Source organism: Streptomyces sp. NPDC046821 (genome assembly GCF_040645335.1).
Taxonomy (GTDB): domain Bacteria; phylum Actinomycetota; class Actinomycetes; order Streptomycetales; family Streptomycetaceae; genus Streptomyces.
In genome coordinates this window covers 148,669-166,828 of the sequence record NZ_JBEYYB010000003.1, presented here as the reverse complement: position 1 = coordinate 166,828, position 18,160 = coordinate 148,669, and the positions used below count along the sequence as shown (strand labels likewise).

At 70.0% G+C, this 18,160-nt stretch carries 19 protein-coding genes; 4 read left to right on the top strand and 15 right to left on the bottom strand.

All coding sequences use genetic code 11. The annotated features are described in order from the left end of the window. Positions 1–85: 85 nt before the first annotated feature. Genes ABZ893_RS07325 through ABZ893_RS07310 form a run of 4 tightly spaced genes read right to left on the bottom strand, consistent with a single transcriptional unit; the run spans position 86 to position 2,297 of the window. The gene (locus ABZ893_RS07325; RefSeq protein ID WP_361398206.1) at positions 86–544 is read right to left on the bottom strand and encodes a nuclear transport factor 2 family protein; all 459 of its coding nucleotides are present in this window, start codon (positions 542–544) and stop codon (positions 86–88) included. A 31-nt stretch (positions 545–575) separates the two neighbouring features. Beyond that, positions 576–1,034, bottom strand: a complete 459-nt coding sequence (locus tag ABZ893_RS07320; RefSeq protein ID WP_361398203.1) for a nuclear transport factor 2 family protein — start codon at positions 1,032–1,034, stop codon at positions 576–578. Continuing rightward, on the bottom strand, positions 1,034–1,801 hold the full coding sequence (locus tag ABZ893_RS07315) for a glucose 1-dehydrogenase (RefSeq protein WP_361398200.1): 768 nt from the start codon (positions 1,799–1,801) through the stop codon (positions 1,034–1,036). The genes ABZ893_RS07320 and ABZ893_RS07315 overlap by 1 nt, the downstream gene beginning before the upstream one ends. 43 nt (positions 1,802–1,844) lie before the next feature. Further along, positions 1,845–2,297 carry a VOC family protein gene (locus tag ABZ893_RS07310; protein ID WP_361398198.1) on the bottom strand — a complete coding sequence of 151 codons (453 nt, stop codon included), beginning with the start codon at positions 2,295–2,297 and terminating at the stop codon, positions 1,845–1,847. A gap of 311 nt (positions 2,298–2,608) precedes the next feature. On the opposite strand from ABZ893_RS07310, the gene ABZ893_RS07305 reads away from it, so the two are divergent. Continuing rightward, complete coding sequence (locus ABZ893_RS07305) at positions 2,609–3,730, top strand: LLM class flavin-dependent oxidoreductase (protein WP_361398196.1); 1,122 nt, start codon at positions 2,609–2,611, stop codon at positions 3,728–3,730. Positions 3,731–3,781: 51 nt separating this feature from the next. Here ABZ893_RS07305 and ABZ893_RS07300 read toward each other — a convergent pair whose 3' ends face one another. The 6 genes from ABZ893_RS07300 to ABZ893_RS07275 all read right to left on the bottom strand — a co-directional run bounded on the left by ABZ893_RS07300 (position 3,782) and on the right by ABZ893_RS07275 (position 9,025). Then, positions 3,782–4,441: a formylglycine-generating enzyme family protein gene (locus ABZ893_RS07300; RefSeq protein ID WP_361398997.1), complete on the bottom strand. Its 660-nt coding sequence runs from the start codon at positions 4,439–4,441 to the stop codon at positions 3,782–3,784. A 33-nt stretch (positions 4,442–4,474) separates the two neighbouring features. After that, positions 4,475–5,116: a dihydrofolate reductase family protein gene (locus ABZ893_RS07295; protein WP_361398194.1), complete on the bottom strand. Its 642-nt coding sequence runs from the start codon at positions 5,114–5,116 to the stop codon at positions 4,475–4,477. 245 nt (positions 5,117–5,361) lie between these two features. Continuing rightward, on the bottom strand, positions 5,362–5,715 hold the full coding sequence (gene uraH / locus ABZ893_RS07290; protein WP_361398192.1) for a hydroxyisourate hydrolase: 354 nt from the start codon (positions 5,713–5,715) through the stop codon (positions 5,362–5,364). A 21-nt stretch (positions 5,716–5,736) separates the two neighbouring features. After that, a complete protein-coding gene (locus tag ABZ893_RS07285) occupies positions 5,737–6,276 on the bottom strand; it encodes a hydroxyisourate hydrolase (RefSeq protein WP_361398189.1) in 540 nt (179 codons plus the stop codon). A 340-nt stretch (positions 6,277–6,616) separates the two neighbouring features. After that, positions 6,617–7,303, bottom strand: coding sequence for a restriction endonuclease (locus ABZ893_RS07280; protein ID WP_361398185.1), 687 nt, complete (start codon positions 7,301–7,303; stop codon positions 6,617–6,619). A gap of 162 nt (positions 7,304–7,465) precedes the next feature. After that, on the bottom strand, positions 7,466–9,025 hold the full coding sequence (locus tag ABZ893_RS07275) for an FAD-dependent oxidoreductase (RefSeq protein ID WP_361398182.1): 1,560 nt from the start codon (positions 9,023–9,025) through the stop codon (positions 7,466–7,468). A gap of 444 nt (positions 9,026–9,469) precedes the next feature. Between ABZ893_RS07275 and ABZ893_RS07270 the strand changes: the two genes are divergently transcribed. Beyond that, entirely contained in the window at positions 9,470–10,327 is an 858-nt protein-coding gene (locus ABZ893_RS07270) for an SDR family NAD(P)-dependent oxidoreductase (RefSeq protein WP_361398178.1), read from the top strand. Between the two features lie 44 nt (positions 10,328–10,371). On the opposite strand, the gene ABZ893_RS07265 is transcribed toward ABZ893_RS07270, so the two are convergent. The 3 genes from ABZ893_RS07265 to ABZ893_RS07255 form a co-directional block, all read right to left on the bottom strand. Next, positions 10,372–11,256: an SDR family oxidoreductase gene (locus tag ABZ893_RS07265; protein WP_361398175.1), complete on the bottom strand. Its 885-nt coding sequence runs from the start codon at positions 11,254–11,256 to the stop codon at positions 10,372–10,374. Next, the gene (locus ABZ893_RS07260) at positions 11,253–12,137 is read right to left on the bottom strand and encodes an LLM class F420-dependent oxidoreductase (RefSeq protein ID WP_361398172.1); all 885 of its coding nucleotides are present in this window, start codon (positions 12,135–12,137) and stop codon (positions 11,253–11,255) included. Before ABZ893_RS07260 ends, ABZ893_RS07265 begins: the two co-directional genes overlap by 4 nt. An 82-nt stretch (positions 12,138–12,219) precedes the next feature. Then, positions 12,220–12,675 (bottom strand): nuclear transport factor 2 family protein, encoded by a 456-nt coding sequence (locus tag ABZ893_RS07255; RefSeq protein ID WP_361398169.1) that lies wholly within the window; start codon positions 12,673–12,675, stop codon positions 12,220–12,222. A gap of 241 nt (positions 12,676–12,916) precedes the next feature. Here ABZ893_RS07255 and ABZ893_RS07250 point away from each other — a divergent pair, with 241 nt between their 5' ends. Further along, positions 12,917–13,852: an IclR family transcriptional regulator gene (locus ABZ893_RS07250; RefSeq protein ID WP_361398165.1), complete on the top strand. Its 936-nt coding sequence runs from the start codon at positions 12,917–12,919 to the stop codon at positions 13,850–13,852. A 152-nt stretch (positions 13,853–14,004) separates the two neighbouring features. On the opposite strand, the gene ABZ893_RS07245 is transcribed toward ABZ893_RS07250, so the two are convergent. Beyond that, positions 14,005–15,168 carry a Rieske 2Fe-2S domain-containing protein gene (locus tag ABZ893_RS07245; protein WP_361398162.1) on the bottom strand — a complete coding sequence of 388 codons (1,164 nt, stop codon included), beginning with the start codon at positions 15,166–15,168 and terminating at the stop codon, positions 14,005–14,007. Positions 15,169–15,447: 279 nt separating this feature from the next. Between ABZ893_RS07245 and ABZ893_RS07240 the strand changes: the two genes are divergently transcribed. Continuing rightward, positions 15,448–17,067, top strand: a complete 1,620-nt coding sequence (locus tag ABZ893_RS07240; protein ID WP_361398158.1) for an NAD(P)/FAD-dependent oxidoreductase — start codon at positions 15,448–15,450, stop codon at positions 17,065–17,067. 131 nt (positions 17,068–17,198) lie between these two features. Here ABZ893_RS07240 and ABZ893_RS07235 read toward each other — a convergent pair whose 3' ends face one another. Further along, positions 17,199–18,125, bottom strand: coding sequence for an alpha/beta hydrolase (locus ABZ893_RS07235; protein WP_361398155.1), 927 nt, complete (start codon positions 18,123–18,125; stop codon positions 17,199–17,201). Positions 18,126–18,160 lie beyond the last annotated feature (35 nt).

The following is an 18,160-nucleotide window of genomic DNA, read 5'->3' as shown; positions in this document are numbered from 1 at the left end:
GAGCGGGGCTGTCGGACGGCGTTGCTTTGCTTTGCGTCAGCGGATGCTTTGCTTTGCTTTGTGCCAGCCGATGCTTGGCTTTGCGTCAGCCGATCGGCTGGAGGAGATGGTGGCTGAGGTCGCCCACGTAGTCGGTGATCATGTGCCGGTGGCTGAACCGCCAGGTGCCGTCGGCTCGTTCGAACCGGTCGTGGTAACGGCCCGCGAAGACCGGCTGGAGCGGCAGCCGGTCGGTGGCCTGGAAGACGGTGACGTAGGAGCGGCAGGTGCCGGTGCCCGCCTGGTCGTCGACGTCGATCACGAGGTTGGTGGTGACGTGTTTGGTGTGCGGGGTCCCGTTGTCCTCGTACCGGCGGGTCCACGTCTCGAACATCTCGCGGACCGCGTCGGCGCCGGAGGTGTTGCGGTCGTAGCCCTCGGACGTGATGGTGGCGTGGGCGAACAGCTCGGCGGCGCCGGCGAAGTCACCGGCGTCGAGGCGCTCGGCGTAGATGCCGACGAGGTTCATGATGGCTTGGTGCCCGGGGACGGGAACGGGGGTCATGGGTTGGCTCCTTGAGCTGGCTGACGTCACGTCAGTGAACGGCGGACGGCTCAGAAGCCGGTGCCGCGTACATGTAGGACTTCTCCTCGACCCGCTCCTTGATGCGCCAGTCGCCGTCGACGCGGACGAACGTGTCGACGTACCACAGCCCGCAATAGAGCACCCCGCCGTTGTCGCCGCCGTGCTCGCCCGGCATCACCATCGGGTTGTGGCACATGGTGCGGCCGGTCGCCGTGTCGCCGTCGAAGGTGAGGGAGGTGTTGGAGATCAGATGCTGGAAGGCCGGGAAGCCTGCCATGGCCGAGGCCAGGAACTTCTTGATCTGTTCGAGATTCCCGCGCTCTCCGCCCATGGCGGTGTAGTCGATGACCGCGCCTTCGGCGAACACCTCGTCGAGGAGATCCCACTGCCGGGTGTCGACGGCGTGGCTGTAACGGACCATCAGGTCCTGTATCTCCAGACGGTCCGATATCTCCTGCAGCGACAACATCACGACGTCCTGGGCAGCGGGGGTCCCGCGAGGAATCCACCGTCGACGACGAACTCCGAGCCGGTGCAGTACGCACTCTCGTCGGAGGCGAGGAAAAGCGCCAGAGCGGCGACGTCCTCGGGCTTCCCGACGCGCGGCAGCGGCAGACCGGCGTACACGGAGTCGCTGTCCACGTCCTCGAAACCGGGCGGCGCGGCGATCATCGGGGTGTCGACGGCGCCGGGGTGGATCGAGTTGACGCGGATGTTGTCGTGGCCCAGCTCGACGGCCGCGGTCTTCGTCATACCCCGTACGGCGAACTTCGACGCGGTGTACGCCACCGTGCCCGCGATCCCGGCCAGCCCGGACGTCGATGAGGTATTGACGATGCTGCCGCCGCCCGCGGCGCGCAACGCGGGGACGGCCGCCTGCATCCCGAGGAAGCAGCCGACCTGGTTGACCTGGATGACCTGCAGGTATTCCTCCAACGGCATGGTCTCGAGGGCGCCGACGCGCAGAATTCCCGCGTTGTTGACCAGCACGTCGAGCTTGCCGAACCGCGAGGTCGCCGCCGCGACGGCCGTCGCCCATTCGTCGGGCCGCCGCACGTCGAGGTGGACGTAGGCCGCGCGGTCACCGAGCTCCTCGGCGACCTGCTCGCCCTCCTTGTCGAGCAGGTCGGCCAGCACGACGCGGGCGCCTTCCCGGACGAAGGCGCGGGCCTCCGCCTCGCCCTGGCCGCGCGCCGCGCCGCTGATGAGGGCCACCTTGCCGTCGAGTCGTCCCATGCGGGTTCTCCCTTGAAAATCGAGTATCGGGCGGGCGTTGCTGTCACATGCCGGAGATGAGCTCGATCCGTGTGCCGTCGGGGTCGGTCAAGTACACGGTCTTGAGCGGGACTTCCTCGTCCGAGCCGAGCTGCTCGGCCACGGAGAGGGTCTCGTGGTGCACCTGTCCGCCCGCTCGCTCTGTCGCCTCGAAGAGCTCCGTCACGTCGTCGACCGCGAACGCGAGGTGGGTGAGGCCGAGTTGGTTCATCGGCCGTCGGCTGCCGTCGCCCAGGTACCCGGGGGCGAGGTAGTGGAGCAGTTCGATGCGCACGTCGTCCCGGCCGAGGATGCGGGACTCGAGCTTGGGTGCGTCGATCTCCAGCGTCGCGGCGAATTCGTTGCCGACCTGAGCCGTCATCACTTCCTGGAAGCCGAACACCTCTTGGTAGAACCGCGTCGACCGATCGAGGTCGGAGACGCAGATCCCGACGTGGGAGAAGTAGCGGATGCTCATCTCGACCCTTTCGGTGAGTGATGCGCGGAGGCCTCTTCATCGCTGGGCGGGTTCATCGGTGGGCGGGCCGCGACCGTACCCCCGTGGCCGCGAGCGAGGAAGAAGGCGGCCGGCAATCACCGGAAGACAGGTATGCCGGCGCGGAGACAGGTACCCGCACAGGTAGTCGTCCCCGTGGATCTTCAGCGGCGCGCCCGTGATGCTGATCGCCACGGCTGCGGTCCGCGGCGGCAAGCGCGGCGAAGCGGCGACGGGACGCGAGCCAGTCCCGTCCCTCTCTCCATTGCTCACGTTCGAAAGGTGGTCGTCACATGGAATTCGGTGTGATCGTCCAAGGCTATGCACCGGCCTTCAAGGCGGAGGGCAACCCGCGTCACGAGCACGACGTGCTCATGGCCGACGTGGAGCGGGTCAAGGCGGCGGACCAGTGCGGCTTCAAGTACGCGTGGGCCACCGAGCACCACTTCCTGGAGGAGTACTCGCACCTCTCCGCGAACGGCGAGTTCCTGGCCTTCTGCGGCGCGCAGACCTCGCGCCTGCACCTGGGTTCCGCGATCTTCAACCCGCTCGCCCAGGTCAACCACCCGGTGAAGGTGGCCGAGCGGGTCACGATGATGGACCACCTCACGCAGGGCCGCTTCGAGTTCGGCACGGGCCGCGGCGCGGGCTCGCACGAGATCCTCGGCTTCATCCCGGGCATGAACGACCTGAACGGCACCAAGGCGATCTGGGAGGAGACCATCGGGGAGTTCCCCAAGATGTTCCTCCAGGAGGAGTACGAGGGCTTCGAAGGCAAGTACTGGTCCCTGCCGCCGCGCAAGATCTTCCCCAAGCCGCTCGGCGCGGGACACCCGGCCATGTGGTACGCGGCGGGCAACCCAGCGAGCTACGAGATGGCGGCGCGTAAGGGCCTGGGTGTGCTGGGCTTCAGCGTCGGCAAGCTCGCCGATCTCGACCCGGTGATCAAGGCGTACAAGAAGGCGATCGTGAACGCGGAGCCGATCGGCGCGTTCGTCAACGACAACGTGCTCTGCGTGACCGGTGTGTTCGTCCACGAGGACGCCCGCAAGGCCCGCGAGAAGGCGCTGAGGTCCCGCCTCTCCTACATGACCAGCAACGCGTTCCGCTACCACGACTCCTTCCCGCATCCGGCGGGCGTCCCGGTCTGGCCCGACCTGATCCCCGACTACGACCTGGACGGGATCGAGGCCCTGATCGAGTCGGGCGGCCTGATCTGCGGCACCCCGGACGAGGTCGCCCAGCAGTGCAAGCGCTGGGAGTCGGCCGGCCTCGACCAGCTGGCGTTCTCCCTGGGCATGGCCTCGCTGGAGGAGGACAAGGAGACGCTGCGCCTGCTCGGCGAACACGTCGTCCCGCAACTGGACACGGACCCGGTGCACCGCACCACGAGGTTCCGCCGACAGGCGAGCTGACCGTTTCCCGGGTCCACCCGCTGATGCCGGGTGGACCCGGACGGGCGCGCCTTACTGCCTGGCCCGTGGTCTGGAGCGGGCGACGCGGAAGCCCACGTCGTCGATCCGGAAGGTGGGGTGGCTGCGGCGGCGCACCGACGCCCGGCAGCTCCAGTGTTCGTCGGCCCATCCGCCGCCACGCAGCACCCGGTAGGTGCCGTACACCTCGGCGTCGTAGACGTCCCAGCACCAGTCCCACGTGTTGCCCAACATGTCGTGCAGGCCCCACGCGTTGGGCTTCTTGCCGCCGACGGAGTGGATTCGCCCGTCGGAATTGCCTTCGTACCAGGCGACTTCGTCGAGTTCGCCGTAGCGCGGGCCGGTCGTGCCCGCACGGCAGGCGTGCTCCCATTCGGCCTCGGTCGGCAGGCGGTATCCGTCTGCGGACGTGTCCCATTCGGCCGTCTCGGCGTCGGCGTTCAGCTCGTACGCGGGGGGCAGCCCCTCGTGTCGGGACAGGGCGTTGCAGAACCGGACCGCGTCCCACCACGACACCCCCTCGACCGGCAGCCGCTCGCCTCGGGCGCTGCTCGGTCTTCGGTCCGTGACTCGCGCGTACCAGGACTGCGTGACCGGGAACGCCGACATCTGGAACGGCGCGACCTCGACCGGCCAGCTCTTCTGCGTCCGCCGGTCCGACAGCATCACCTGCCCCGGCGGGACCGCCACCATCTCGTTCTCCGCCCCCGTGTCCACCGCTCCTCCTCAGTTCGGGTCTGCGTGATCAACGTGCGCGTCCGCCTCATAAGTTCCGCACTGCGGGCGTCCCGTCGTTGCGTACACCTGGGCCGCGACCCCGCTCGGGGTCGTCTCGCAGCTCAGGAGTCGCAGTCCGGCCGGGGTGCCGTTCTCCGGGAAGAGCCGCCGGCCGCTGCCCACGACCACCGGCGCGACCATCAGCCGTACCTCGTCGATCAGCCCGGCGGCCAGCAGCGACGCTCCGAGGCGTGCGCTGCCGTGGATGTGCAGCTCGCGTCCGGGTCGCCTCTTCAGCTCGGCGACCTGGGCGGGCACGTCTCCGTCGAGGATCGTCGTCGGTTCCCAGTCGGCCTTGGTCAAGGTGTGCGAGGCGACGTACTTCGGCAGGCCGTTGAGCTTGGCGGCCACGGGGTCGTCCGGGTTGTCCATCGCCGGCCAGTCACGCGCGAAGTTCTCATAGGTACGGCGCCCGAAGAGGAAACCGTCCGCCTCGTCGAGCCAGCCCGTGGCGATCCGCAGGAACGCGTCGTCCAGGTGCGGCACGAGCCAGCCGCCCCGGGTGAACCCGTCGCTGGTGTCCTCCTCGGGCGACCCGGGCCCCTGGGACACTCCGTCAAGGGACAGAAACTCCTGCAGAATCAACCTCATCGCGCGCTCCTGCCCTCAGCCGGCCCCGGAGACGCCTGCCGCCCCGGCCCGTCGCAACCGTGCGGCCGACGGGAAACCCGTCGGCCCGCCCAAGGCTCTCGGACTTCCCGCGCCGGAGCCACCACTTCCGCCGCGTGGCGACGACTCAGAACGACTTCACTCAAATCGACTTCGCCGCAACGCACGGATGCGCGGACCCGTCCGGGATCACCGGACCGGTCCGCGCATCGCCATCGGCGCTCGGGTCAGCTGCCGTGGTACGTGGTGACGTTCCACGGCGTGCAGATCATCGGCACGTGGAAGTGCTGCGTCACGTCGAACACCGTGAAGCGCACGGGTACTTGCTCGACGAACGGCGGCTGCGGCAGCTTCTTCTTGAGCCCGTCGTAGTAAGCGTCGACATGGAACAGCAATTCGAACTTGCCGGCCTTGGCCTCCTCCGGCTTCAGGATCGGCTCGTCGGTCCGACCCTCCGCGTTGGTCCACACGGTCTTGACGAAGCGGTACGTGTCGTTCTCAAGAATCGAGAAGTCGATACGCATTCCGGCGCCCGGCTTCCCGTTGGCGATATCCAGAACATGCGTAGAAATTCCGGCCATTTGGCCACCTCCTGGGGCAGACTAGCTACCGCGGTAGTAGGAGTAGTTCCAGGGGCTGAACAGAATCGCCACGTGATAATGCTGCGCGGCGTCCGCCACCGTGAATCGGATCGGAACGTCGTCGAGGTATGAGGGCTGCGGAAGACGCGAACCGAGGTTGGAGAAGTACTCCCCCAGGTGCAGCGTGATCTCGTAACGGCCCGCCTTCAGCTCGTCCTGGAGCAGCAGCGGGTCCTTCGGCCGTCCGCCGGCGAGCGTCTCGTACTTGCCGATCAGCCGGTAGCGGCCGTTCTCGAAGTACGAGAGGTCGGCGCGGAGCCCGGCCTCGGTCGCCCCGCGGTAGGTGTCGATCGCGTGCATGGTCAGCGACGGCACGACCGCCGGGTCCTTCGCCTTGCCCGCGGCGGCACCGGCCGCTGCGGCCTCGACGCTCGCCGCGCTGCTCGGTGCGGCGTAGACCATCGGGGCGATGGCGGCGGAGCCGAGGACGAGACCCGCACCCAGGGCCTTACGACGGCTGGTGCCGTCGCCCTTCGGGGCCTGAATGTTCTCCTGGGTCATGGCCGCACCCTCCCCCGGACGACGGACAGATCGGATTCACCGACCAGTCCGGAATGGGGACTACTCATTGGAAATCCCTTCGATGGTTCGGACACGCGTAGATCAAAGTGGACACTCAACAGATTTCAGCCCGTGAATTCGGCCGTAAAGGAAGTCGTACGCAGCCCAATCGCCCCCAAGCGGCTGGGAATGCCGGATTTGAGCCAACCGGCCCGAGTCAGTTTTCGGAATACGACTTCCGTGATGCGATACGGTATACCGACGCCATGGCGTGGTCAACGTTTTGTTGATAGGAAGCCGCCGGTGGTCAACTCCAGCCACACCGAGCGCTGTTGAGCGGTTACGCAGGCGAGCGCCGCCTCTTCGTCCCGTCGCCCCGCCCGCTCAGCGGGATCAGCGTGTCCAGGTGGGCGCCTCCGGCCCAGGAGCCCAGCAGGTTCCGGTGGAGGGCAACGATGTCCTGTCGCTCCGCGAGACCTTGGGCGGCCTTCGTGAAACTGCGGGCGGTGGTGACGAACAGGGCGACGTCCGCGCCGTGTTCGGGACGGGCGGTGCCGACGAACTTCTGCATGTCCTGCGAGGAGACGCTGCGGTGGGGCGCGTACTTCTTGCACTGGACGACGAGTTTGCGGCCGTCGGCGAGATGGCCGACGACGTCGGCACCCAGGTCACCACTCTTTCCGCTGACGACGACCTTCGTGCAGCCGTCCCGCCGGCACAGATCGGCGACGTAGTGCTCGAAGGCCTGCCAGGAGAGCGCGTCGACCTCCGCCATCGACAACTCCCGCGCCCGCACGGCCTCTTGCTCACGCCACTGCCGGTCCTCACCGACCGCGGTGCGATGCGCGCGCCAGAGCACCCATCCCGCCGCACCGGCCCCGGCCACGGCGAGCACGATCAGGAGTACGGGCCATACCTTCGCCCAGTTCCCGGCCACCCATAACGCGACGAGCGCCGCCGCCCCGGCGCCCCAGCCCTGAAGCTGCCTGCGCGTGCGCTTCCTCATCCGGCGTCGTCGCGCTGCCATCACTCCCCCGCCCCCGCTCCCCGTACCTCTGAAGCGCAGTGTGCGAGGCCGGGCCGGCCCCGGCAAGAGGGCCCGGCACGCCAGCGGGGGCGGAAAGACAGATTCCGGTCCGGCCGACGGCCGGACCGGAATCTCAGGGGTCAACCCTCATTCACCCCTGGGTCAGCGGGCCTGCTCCGCCATGTGCGAAGCGGCGATGTGGCCGAACACCATCGCGGAACCGATCGGGACGCCCGGGCCCGGGTAGCTGGGGCCCGACACCGAGGCGGTGGTGTTGCCGGCCGCGTAGAGGCCGGGGATCGGGTTGCCGTCCGCGCCGAGGACCCGCGCCAGCACGTCCGTCCGCACGCCGCCCTTGGTGCCCAGGTCACCGAGGACGATCTGCACCGCGTGGAACGGCCCTTCCTCGATCGGCACCAGGCAGGGGTTCGCGCCCTGGCCCTGGGCGAAGAAGCGGTCGTAGGGGTCCTCACCGCGGTGGAAGTCCGCGTCCACGCCGTCGGCCGCGTAGCCGTTGAAGGTCCGGACGGTGCTCTTCAGCGCCTCGGCGTCGACGCCTATCCGCTCGGCGAGGCCGTCCAGGGTGTCGGCGGTCTGCCACAGTCCGGCCTCGGTGAAGGCCGTCCGGTCGGCGGGGACCACGGTGATGCCGGGCAGCTCGTCGCCGAAGCGGCCGTCGAAGACCCACCAGACCGGGCTGTCGTGCGTCGTGCCGGCCTTGGCGGCCAGCATCTGGCGGCCCATCTGGTCATACGGCAGCGACTCGTTGGCGAACCGGTTGCCGGAGCCGTCGACGAAGATGCCGCCGTGCAGGCCGAGCGTGAAGGCGGCCGAACCGTCGGGGAAGCGCAGCGACGGGCACCACCAGGACTCTTCGAGCAGCGTGGTGGCGGCGCCGGCCTCGGTGGCGGCGGTGATCGCGTCGCCGGTGTTGCCGCCGGGCGCGCCCATCGTCCAGTCGGCGCCGGGCAGGTCCTGCCAGGTGCGGCGCAGCTCGGCGTTGGCCTCGAAGCCGCCGGCGGCGAGGAGGACACCGCGGCGGGCGCGGATGCGCACCGTGCGGCCGTCCTGCTCGGCCTCCGCGCCGACGACCTCGCCGTTCTCGGTGATCAGGCGCGTGAGGGCGGTGTTCAGCTGCGTACGGCCGTGGCCGGTGGACTCCAGGGCGAGCAGCAGTCGGCCGATCAGCGCCCGGCCGTCGGTGAGGGGGCCTTCCGGGACAGGGAAGCCGAGGCGTTCGGCCCACGCCGGGGGACGTACGGCGCCGAGCAGTTCCTGCGGGCCGGCGTCCGTGGCGAGGTCCACGGGGAAGACCGCGCGGCCGGCGTCGAAGCGGCCGGGGGCGGCGAAGTAGTCGGGGAAGGGCCGGTACTCGAAGCGGACGTGGTCATTGTCCTCGAGGAAGGCGACCGTGGCGGCGGCGCCGTCGAGGTAGGCGTCCTGCAGCTCGTGCGGGGTGGTGTCACCGACGACCGCGCGGAAGTAGGTGCGGGCGAGGTCGGCGGAGTCCTCCAGGCCGTCGCGGGCCTGGGACTGGTTGCCCGGCAGCCACAGGCCGGCGCCGGCGTAGGCGGTGGTGCCGCCGAAGTACCCGGTCTTCTCGATGACCAGGGTGTCCAGGCCGCGGGCCGCCGCGCCGTACGCGCCGGTGAGCGCGCCGCCGCCGGAGCCGACCACCAGAACGTCGCACTCCTGGTCCCATGCCATGTCTGCGTTTGCCATCTCGTCCCTCGGATGTGTGGGTTGACGGTGTGGGTCGTGCGCGCGGAGGAGCCGCCGGGTGGAAGGTGCCGGGCCGGGTGAAAACGTGACGGGCCGGCCTTCGGGCGGATCGCCGCTTCCGGTCGTGACAGCGGGCCGGGAGAGCAGTCTTGGGCCGCGCGCGGGCCACGGCCACCGGCGTTTCCCACACACCGGGAGAATGTGTTGCCGGGTGAGGGGTGGGGGTGGCCTCGTCGGTGAAACCGGGCTTGTGCGGCCTGGGTGGACCCGGCTCGTACGGCTTCGGTGGACCCGGCTCGTGCGGCCCCTCCCGTGAACCCGGCTCGTGCGGCCTCGGGTCGTACGACCCTCCCCCGGGCGGCGGCCGGGAGATCGTTTAAAGTGCAATTACGGCGTTCGGATCGCCGGGACAGTGCGCGAGACCGCGCGAGGAGGAGTCGAAGAATGAGTGACGACCTGAAGCAGTTCGCCGGCGGCGTGCTCGCCGTGACCGGCGGTGGATCCGGTGTCGGAGAGGGCCTGGCCAGGTACGCGGCCTCGCTCGGCATGGCGGTCGCGATCGCCGACGTCGACATCGCGGCGGCCGACGCGGTCGCCGCCAGTCTCGTCGAGGCTGGTGGCAAGGCGATGGCGCGCAAGGTTGATGTGCGCGACCTGAGCGCCGTGGAGGCGTTCGCCGACGAGGTGTACGCCGAGCTCGGCCCGGTCACCCTGGCGATCAACAACGCCGGTGTCGAGCAGTTCGGCTACGTGTGGGACACCCCCGCGGACAACTGGCACCGACTGCTGGACATCAACGTCACCGGCGTCTTCAACGGCGTGAAGGCGTTCGTCCCGCGTATGCAGCGCGCGGGTGTGCCCGCGCGCATCTGGAACCTGTCCTCGATGGGCGGCGTGAGCGTCGGCCCCCGCCAGGCGCCCTACATCGTCAGCAAGCACGCGGTGCTCGCCCTCACCGAGTGCCTCAAGCTCGACCTGGAGACGGCGGGCATCGACATCTCCGTCGCCGCGATCCTGCCCGGCCCCGTGGCGAGCAAGATCTTCGAGTCGGCGGGCGGCGTCGAGTCCGGCGACCACTCGGCCTCCGAGGCCGAGCGCGAGGCGATGCTCCAGGTCAAGGCCGTGTCCATGTCGGCTCTCGAGGCTGCCGAGGTCGTGTTCGCGCAGGGCGCCGCCGGAGACTTCTACCTGCTGACGCACCCGGACATGGTCGGCGGCGCCATGGCGGTGCGCGCCGAGCAGCTCCGTACGCGCAGTGCGCCGCGGCTCATGACGGGTGACTTCGACGCGAGCGGTTCGTAGTCTCCGCGGGAGCCCCCGACACTCCGGTGTCGGGGGCGCCCGTGTCAGTGCAGCGGGCGCGGCATGTTCGTGAACCGCTGCTCGTCGCGCCGGAACCAGCCCGGCGCGGCGAGCGTGCCGCCGTCCACGCGCAGGGTCTCGCCGGTGATGAACCTGGACTGCTCCGACAGCAGGAACACCACGGCGTCCCCGTGGTCGGAGGGATGGCCGAAGCGGCCCGCAGGCACCCAACTCCCCACGTGATCCGCGTACTTGGCGCGAGTCCCTGCCCACATCGGGGTCTGCGGGGTGTCGGTCAGGTCGGGTGCGACGGCGTTGACGCGGATGCCGTACTGGCCGACCTCCGCCGCCAGTGAGGCGGTGAAGTTGACGACGGCGGCCTTGAAGGCGCCGTAGACCGCGTTGCCCGGGATGCCGCGCAGGCCCTCGACCGAGGTGAGGTTGACGATGCCGCCGCCCGCCCGCTCCACCATTCCCGGCAGGAACGCGCGGGTGACCCGGAGGATGTGCAGCAGGTTGAGGTCGTACATCCGCTGCCAGTCGGCTTCGTCACTGGTGAGGAACGGGCCGGACGGGCGGTAGTCGCCGACGTTGTTCACCAGGAAGTCCGCCGGGCCCGCCGTCTCCGTCAGTTCGGCGACGGTGTCCGGGTCGCGGATGTCGCCGACCACGACGGCCGGCTTGATGCCGCTCTCCTCGGCGGCCGTTTCGGCGGTCCGGTGGGCCGCCTCGGCGTCGATGTCGGCGAGCACCACCCGCGCGCCGTGCCACGTGAGGGCGCGCACGACGCCCGCCCCGATGCCGGCACCGCCGCCGGTGACCACGGCCGTGCGGTCCGCGAACAGGGGCTGGCCGGGGACGCGGGGCAGCGCGGACGGTGCGGGTGGCTCCGGCGGGACGGGCAGCCCCTCGTAAGGAACGGACGTCACGGCTTCAGCCCCAGCTTCTCAGCGGCCTGGGACATCTCCTCCAGGAGCGCGTCGACGGTCGTGGCGTGCCGGGAGCCCGACAGCAACAGCCGCTCGGCGCCCAGCTGTTCGGCCCACTCGGTCTTGTCGGCGGCGCGGGGCAGCGTCGCCCCCAGCGTCAGCTCGACCTCCTGCGGGTCACGTCCGGCCGCCCGCGCCTCCTCGCGCACCACCGCGAGCGCGGCGTCCAGCTCCTCGCCCGCCAGACCCAGCGGCTGGAACCCGTCCCCGCGCCGTCCCGCCCGGCGCGCCGCGGCGGCCGAGTGCCCGCCGATGTGCAGCGGTACGCCGGAGGCCCGGTGCGGCTTGGGGTAGCTGTGCGCACCCCGGATCGAGAAGAACTCGCCGGAGAAGTCTACGCCTTGGGCGTCCTGCCCCTGCCACAGCGCACGCATCAGGTCGATGGCCTCGTCGGCGATCCGGCCGCGGCGGCGGAAGTCACCGCCGCAGGCCTCGATCTCCTCGCGCATCCAGCCCAGGCCCAGGCAGATCCGCAGCCGCCCGCGGCTGAGCCGGTCCAGGGTCGCGAGCCGCTTGGCGAGCACCACGGGGTTGTGGTTCGGCAGGACGAGGACCCCGGTGGCGAGCCCGATCCGCTCCGTCGAAGCGGCCAGGAACGCGAGCAGCTCCAGCGGGTCGGGGTACGCGCAGTCGTCGGGCAGCTCCAGCTTGCCGTCGGGTGCGTACGGGTAACGGCTCTCCGTGTCGCGGATGACCACCGCGTGCTCGACGGCGCTGACGGACTCGAAGCCGAGTTCCTCCGCATGACGGACCACTCTGACCACCTCGTCCGGCTCGGCGGTGATGCCGAGCCCCACGGGCAGCACGAGTGCGTACTTCATCAACTTCTCCTCACGGATCCGGGTCGTGTCGTCGAGCCTGCGGTGCGGCGCCCGGTCCGGGGGGACGTGGCGCCGCCTGTGGTCACGCGCCGGCGGCGGGGTACGTGCGCTGCTCGTACCAGAGGGCGTGGACAGCGCGGACGGCGATGCGCCAGCCGTCCGCCGTGCGCACGTACTCGTCCTCGTAGCGGACGGGGACGACGACGTCGCTGCTGCCGTCGGGGCCGGCGGAGTAGTGGTGGGCGAGGCAGTAGACGGTGCCGGTCGCGGTGGATCCGTCGACGTCGGCGAGGTGGTTGCCCACCAGGTGGAAGGTGTGCTTGAAGACCGACAACTGGTCGAGGATCTCGTTGCGCGCCTCCGGGGTCCCCCGGTCCTCCTTCACCGAGCCGTCCAGGCCGTGCACCACGAGCCGCCCGTCGGGGGCGAAGACCTCCGCCATCAGCGCGGCGTCCCTGCGGTCCATCGCGAGCGCGTAGGTATCCACCAGGCGCCGCAGAGCGAGAAGGTCGTTCATCGAATCAACTGCTGTGGACATGCCGACTCCTTCACAGGGACCCTGAGCGTCAACCAAGCAAGTGCTTGGTGGGCACTGTAATGGAGACCCCAGCTCCCGGCCAGGGGCGGAGCGTCGGAGGATCTCCCGGTAACGATCTATTTCGTTTCGAAACACCTAGTGCGGATTTCTTCCCCCCGGCACCGGCCTCGTGGCATGGTTCGTTCGACGCCGGAACATGCGCGTGGCGTCCCGAAGGATTTCGTTGAGCAGGGGGTTTCCTGTGCCTCGAGCGGCAGTGGTGGACGGTCGGACCGGGCCCGACACCTGGAACGACGAAGGGCCGGCACCGGCCGCCACGACTCTGGCGCTCGAGCGCGGCCCGGCGTCCCCGTCCCTCCTGGAGAAGGCGGAGCAGGTGCTCGGTGCCTTCGACCGCGCCCACCCCCGGCTCTCCCTGACCGAGATCATCCGCCGCTCCGGCCTCAGCCGCTCCTCCGCCCACCGCATCCTCGACCAGCTGGTCCGGCTGCGGTGGCTGGAGCGCGACGGCCGCGAGTACCACATGGGGATGCGCCTACTGGAGCACGGCGGGCTCGCCGCACATCACAACCGGCTGCTCCGCGCCGCCCAGCCCCGGCTCGACGCGCTGCACGAGGCGACCGGCAAGCTGGTCCAGCTGTTCGTGCTCGACGGCACGGATGTCGTCTGTCTGGAGCGCGTCGGCTCGCTCGACGACCGTGCCCTGCCGGCCCACGTCGGCGCCCGCCTGCCCGCGCACTGCTCCGCCGCCGGCAAGGCCATCCTCGGCTTCGGCGACCCGGCCGACGTGGAGCGCGTGGTGGACACCGGCCTGCCCGCCCGCACGCCCCGCACCGTGACCCGCCCGCTCCTGTTCCGTACGGAACTGGCCTCCGTCCGTGAGTCGGGCGTCGCGTGGGACCGGCACGGGACCTGCCGGGGCCTGGTGTCCGTGGCCGTCCCGCTGCGGGGCGCCGGACGGGCGATCGCCGCGGTCTCCGTGTCGTCGACGGGCAACCACCGCACCCAGGGACAGCTGGTTCCGACGCTCCAGTCGTGCGCCCGGTCGATCTGGACCGAGCTGTACGGGCCGGGGCGCGCGGCCCGCTTCGCACCGCCGGTGGAGGCTCCTCCGGCGCGGGTTCCCGTACCGATGGACAACATGATGCGGTGGGCGCGGATCGACGGCTGGATGTAATCGGCCCCTGGATGTAGCGGGCGGGAGACGAAGGGCGGGGTCCTTGCGAAAGGGCCCCGCCCTTCACCGTGTACCGCACGGGTCCGTCCATGTCACCGGACGGCTCTCCACGTCACCGCCCGACTCACCATGTCACCGCGCGACGCGCACCGTCACGACTGGCCCTGAGCCGCCCGCTCCGCCATCCGTCGCTGCAGGTTGGCCTCGACCTCCGCCTTCCACGACTCGTTGGCCCGGGTCGTGTCCAGCTCGAACTCGAAGCGGCGGACCATCTCGTCCTTCACGTCGGCGACGTCGACGTAGAACTGCTCGTACCAGCGGCGCAGCTGGTAGACCGGGCCGTCCTCCTCCGTCAGGAGCGGGTTCTCGATCCGGGTCTTGTTCTTCCAGATCTCGACGTCCTGCTCGAAGCCGGCGGCCAGGCCCTCGGAGGTGGCGCGCGCGGCGTCGGCGGCCTGCTCGTCCGTCATGCCGGGCAGCTTCTTGACGATCGCTCCGTACATGAGCACGAAACTGTTCTCGTCGATCGGGTAGTGGCAGTTGATCAGGACACACTCGACCTCGACGCCGCCGCCGACGTCGGTCCACAGCTTGTCGATCATGTACGAGGGCCCGAAGTACGAGGCGTCCGAACGGATGGCGCCCTGCCCGGACAGCGTCTCCAGATCGATGTCGGGGCGCGGCGCCGACTCCATGTACTGGGTGGCGACGTGGCCGTCGAAGACGTTCGTGAAGAGCGTGGGGAACGAGTAGTGCACGTAGTAGAAGTGCGCCATGTCGACGACGTTGTCGACGATCTCACGGCAGTTGGAGTTCTCGACGCGGATCGAGTTCCACGACCAGTCGGACCACTCGCCCGCCTCGGCGCCGTGCACGCCCTCGATCTCGGGGATCTCCAGCTCGGGCCCCGGCGTGCTGCCCTCCGGGTCGTGCCAGACGTAGAGCTGCCGGTTGCGCTCGCGGGTGATCCAGGAGCGGGTCTTGGCGCGCGGCGGGACGCGGCGGGCGTACGGGATGTCGGCGCAGCTGCCGTTGCCGGCCCAGCGCCAGTCGTGGAAGGGACAGGCGATGGTGTCGCCCTTGACGCTGCCGTGCGCGAGGTTGCCGCCCATGTGCGGGCAGTAGGCGTTGAGGACGTGCAGTTCGCCGTCGTCCGCACCCTCGAAGACGACGAGCTTGGTCCCGAACGCCTCGACCTCGTGCGGCTTCCCGTCCCGGAAGTCCTTGGTGAGGCCGATGCAGTGCCAGCCACGCGCGAACCGGGCGGGGGGCTTGCCCGCTTCGATGACCCGCACTTCTTCGTACTGAGTCGTCATGTCCGAAACTCCCTTGATCGGTCGGCCGCTTGCGTGCCGCGAGATTCGACGGTCCACTCCGGCTCCGGGGACCAGGCGTCGGGGCTCCGCCGCGTGCTCGCCGTTCCTGCCGGTGGTGTGCCGACCGTAGGGCCCGGGAGGGGCGGACAGGAGCGCGTGTTCCCGCTGACCGGGAACCGCCTCCTGCACACACCGCCTTCTCCTGTCACTCTCCGGTCCGAAGAGGTTTGTGACCACGCCCCGGCCGAGGCGCAGGGGCGGCAAGGAGGACGTCGGAACATGAGTGACACCAGCACCCTTCCTCAGTCCGTCGACGTCGTGGTCGTCGGCGCGGGCGTCACCGGGCTGTACGCCGTGCAGAAGCTGCGCGGCCAGGGCTACAGCGTGCGCGGCTTCGAGCGCGGCGCCGACGTCGGAGGCGTCTGGTACTGGAACCGCTACCCGGGCGCCCGCTGCGACGTGGAGTCGGTGGACTACTCGTACTCCTTCGACGGCGACCTCGAGCAGGAGTGGGACTGGAGCGAGAAGTACGCCACCCAGCCGGAGATCATGCGGTATCTGCACCATGTCGCCGACCGCTTCGACCTGCGCCGCGACTACACCTTCTCCACCTCGGTGACCTCGGCCGAGCTGGACGAGGACACCCTGCGCTGGACGGTGCGCACCGACGGCGGCGAGGTGCTGTCGGCCCGGTTCTGCGTCTTCGCGGTCGGCTGTCTCTCCAGCACGCATCTGCCGGAGGTGGCGGGCATCGGTGACTTCGCCGGCGCCACGTACCACACCGGTGAATGGCCGCACGAGGGCGTCGACTTCACGGGCCTGCGGGTCGGCGTGATCGGCACCGGTTCCTCCGGCATCCAGTCCATCCCGCTGATCGCCGAGCAGGCCGCGCAGCTGACCGTTTTCCAGCGCTCCCCCAACTTCTCCATCCCGGCCGGCAACAAGCCGCTGGACGACGAGACCCGCCGTGAGCAGAAGGCCGACTACGCCGAGCGCCGCCGTCTCGCGCGGCTCAGCGGTGGCGGTTCCCCGCACATGGTGCACCCGAAGACGACGTTCGAGGCGTCCGAGGACGAGCGGCAGGCCGCTTTCGAGCGACGCTGGGAGCTGGGCGGCGTCCTGTACTCCAAGACGTTCGCCGACCAGTTGACAAGCCTGGACGCCAACGACGTGGCCCGCGAGTTCTGGGAGGAGAAGGTCCGCGCCCGGATCGACGACCCGGCGGTCGCGGACCTGCTCGTCCCGACGGACCACCCCATCGGCACCAAGCGCATCGTGACCGACTCGGACTACTTCGAGACGTTCAACCGTGACAACGTGCGGCTTGTCAGCCTGCGCGGGAACGCCATCGAGCGGATCGACGCGGGCGGCATCCTGCTGGCGGACGGCGAGCACGTGGACCTGGACGTGATCGTCTTCGCGACCGGTTTCGACGCGATGACCGGTGCCGTGGACAAGATCGAGGTCCGCGGCCGGGACGGGCAGCTCCTCAAGGACGCCTGGAGCGCCGGTCCGCGTACGTACCTGGGCCTCGGCACCGACGGTTTCCCGAACTTCTTCAACCTCTCCGGCGTCGGCAGCCCGTCGGTCATGGCCAACGTGATCCTGTGCGCCGAGCAGCACGTCGACTGGCTGGCGGACTGCCTGCGCCACCTCGACGAGCACGGGTACGCGGGCATCGAGGCGACCGAGGAGTCCGTGGCGGAGTGGGTCGACGAGTGCCGCCGCAAGGCCGAGGCCACGCTGATGATGTCGGCCAACTCCTGGTACCTGGGCGCCAACATCCCTGGTAAGCCTCGGGTGTTCATGCCGTACGTCGGCGGGTTCGGGGCGTACGGGCAGATCATCAAGGAGGTGGCGGACTCCGGGTACAAGGGGTTCGGCCTGATCCCCGCCTGACGCCTGACGCCGGGCGGCACACTGTCTGATGCCGGACGGCACACTGTCTGACGCCAGGCCGCACACGAAAGGGGCTGTGCACTCCCTCGGGGGGAGAGCACAGCCCCTTCGCCGTACGGCCTCGGCGACTGTCAGCCGGCCTGAGACGCAGCCGTCAGCCGGGCCTTCAGCACCGCGAACGCCTCGTCCTGGGCCTCCGCGATCTCGGGCAGGGCGCCGCCCATGGACAGGAAGCCGTGGAACATGCCGTCGTAGCGGCGGGTGACGACGGGCACGCCGGCCTCGGCGAGCGCCACCGCGTAGGCGTCACCGTCGCTGCACAGCGGGTCGAGGCCGGGGCCGATGATCTGCGCCGGCGGGAGGCCGGTCAGGTCGGCGTTGCCCAGGGGCGCCGCGTACGGGTTCACCGCGTCCGCGTCGGAGGTCAGGTACTGCTCCCAGAACCAGCGCACGTGGTCCGCGGTGAGGAAGTAGCCCTCGGCGTTGTCGCGGTGCGAGGGGCCGGACCTGGTGGGGTCGAGCATGGGGTAGTACAGCGCCTGGAAGACGATCTCGGGGCCGCCGCGGTCGCGGGAGAGCAGCGGGAGGACCGCGGCGAGGTTGCCACCGGCGCTGTCCCCGGCGACGGCGATCGGACGGCCCTGGTAGGTCTTCGCGGCCCACAGGAGCGCCGTGTAGGCGTCCTCGGGGGCGGCGGGGAAGGTGTGCTCAGGGGCGCGGCGGTAGTCGACGGAGACGACGACGGCGCCCGTGGCCTTGGCCATGGCGCGGCAGAAGTCGTCGTGGCTCTCGAGGTCGCAGATGACGAAGCCGCCGCCGTGGCAGAACAGCACGACGGGGGCGTCCTCACGCAGGGACGGGTCGTAGACGCGTACGGGAACGCCGTCGGCGTCCTCGTCCGCGACGTGGGCGAGAGGAAGGGGCTCGCGCGGGAGTGCCGGACGGGCGGCGAAGAAGGCACGCACGTCGGCGATGTCCGTCATCTCCGTTCCCAGGGGCGGGAAGTTGGCGGCGGCGATGTCGATGATCGCCTGGACCTCGGGGCTGGGCAGGGTCACGCGGTACTCCTCGTGGCGGCTCGGAACAGGCCCCC

Bases quoted from the DNA above. Each gene is read 5' to 3' on its own strand.
- ABZ893_RS07325 (WP_361398206.1), bottom strand. From the start codon at position 544: ATGACCCCCGTTCCCGTCCCCGGGCACCAAGCCATCATGAACCTCGTC.
- ABZ893_RS07320 (WP_361398203.1), bottom strand. From the start codon at position 1,034: ATGTTGTCGCTGCAGGAGATATCGGACCGTCTGGAGATACAGGACCTG.
- ABZ893_RS07315 (WP_361398200.1), bottom strand. From the start codon at position 1,801: ATGGGACGACTCGACGGCAAGGTGGCCCTCATCAGCGGCGCGGCGCGC.
- ABZ893_RS07310 (WP_361398198.1), bottom strand. From the start codon at position 2,297: ATGAGCATCCGCTACTTCTCCCACGTCGGGATCTGCGTCTCCGACCTC.
- ABZ893_RS07305 (WP_361398196.1), top strand. From the start codon at position 2,609: ATGGAATTCGGTGTGATCGTCCAAGGCTATGCACCGGCCTTCAAGGCG.
- ABZ893_RS07300 (WP_361398997.1), bottom strand. From the start codon at position 4,441: ATGGTGGCGGTCCCGCCGGGGCAGGTGATGCTGTCGGACCGGCGGACG.
- ABZ893_RS07295 (WP_361398194.1), bottom strand. From the start codon at position 5,116: ATGAGGTTGATTCTGCAGGAGTTTCTGTCCCTTGACGGAGTGTCCCAG.
- uraH (WP_361398192.1), bottom strand. From the start codon at position 5,715: ATGGCCGGAATTTCTACGCATGTTCTGGATATCGCCAACGGGAAGCCG.
- ABZ893_RS07285 (WP_361398189.1), bottom strand. From the start codon at position 6,276: ATGACCCAGGAGAACATTCAGGCCCCGAAGGGCGACGGCACCAGCCGT.
- ABZ893_RS07280 (WP_361398185.1), bottom strand. From the start codon at position 7,303: ATGGCAGCGCGACGACGCCGGATGAGGAAGCGCACGCGCAGGCAGCTT.
- ABZ893_RS07275 (WP_361398182.1), bottom strand. From the start codon at position 9,025: ATGGCAAACGCAGACATGGCATGGGACCAGGAGTGCGACGTTCTGGTG.
- ABZ893_RS07270 (WP_361398178.1), top strand. From the start codon at position 9,470: ATGAGTGACGACCTGAAGCAGTTCGCCGGCGGCGTGCTCGCCGTGACC.
- ABZ893_RS07260 (WP_361398172.1), bottom strand. From the start codon at position 12,137: ATGAAGTACGCACTCGTGCTGCCCGTGGGGCTCGGCATCACCGCCGAG.
- ABZ893_RS07255 (WP_361398169.1), bottom strand. From the start codon at position 12,675: ATGTCCACAGCAGTTGATTCGATGAACGACCTTCTCGCTCTGCGGCGC.
- ABZ893_RS07245 (WP_361398162.1), bottom strand. From the start codon at position 15,168: ATGACGACTCAGTACGAAGAAGTGCGGGTCATCGAAGCGGGCAAGCCC.
- ABZ893_RS07240 (WP_361398158.1), top strand. From the start codon at position 15,448: ATGAGTGACACCAGCACCCTTCCTCAGTCCGTCGACGTCGTGGTCGTC.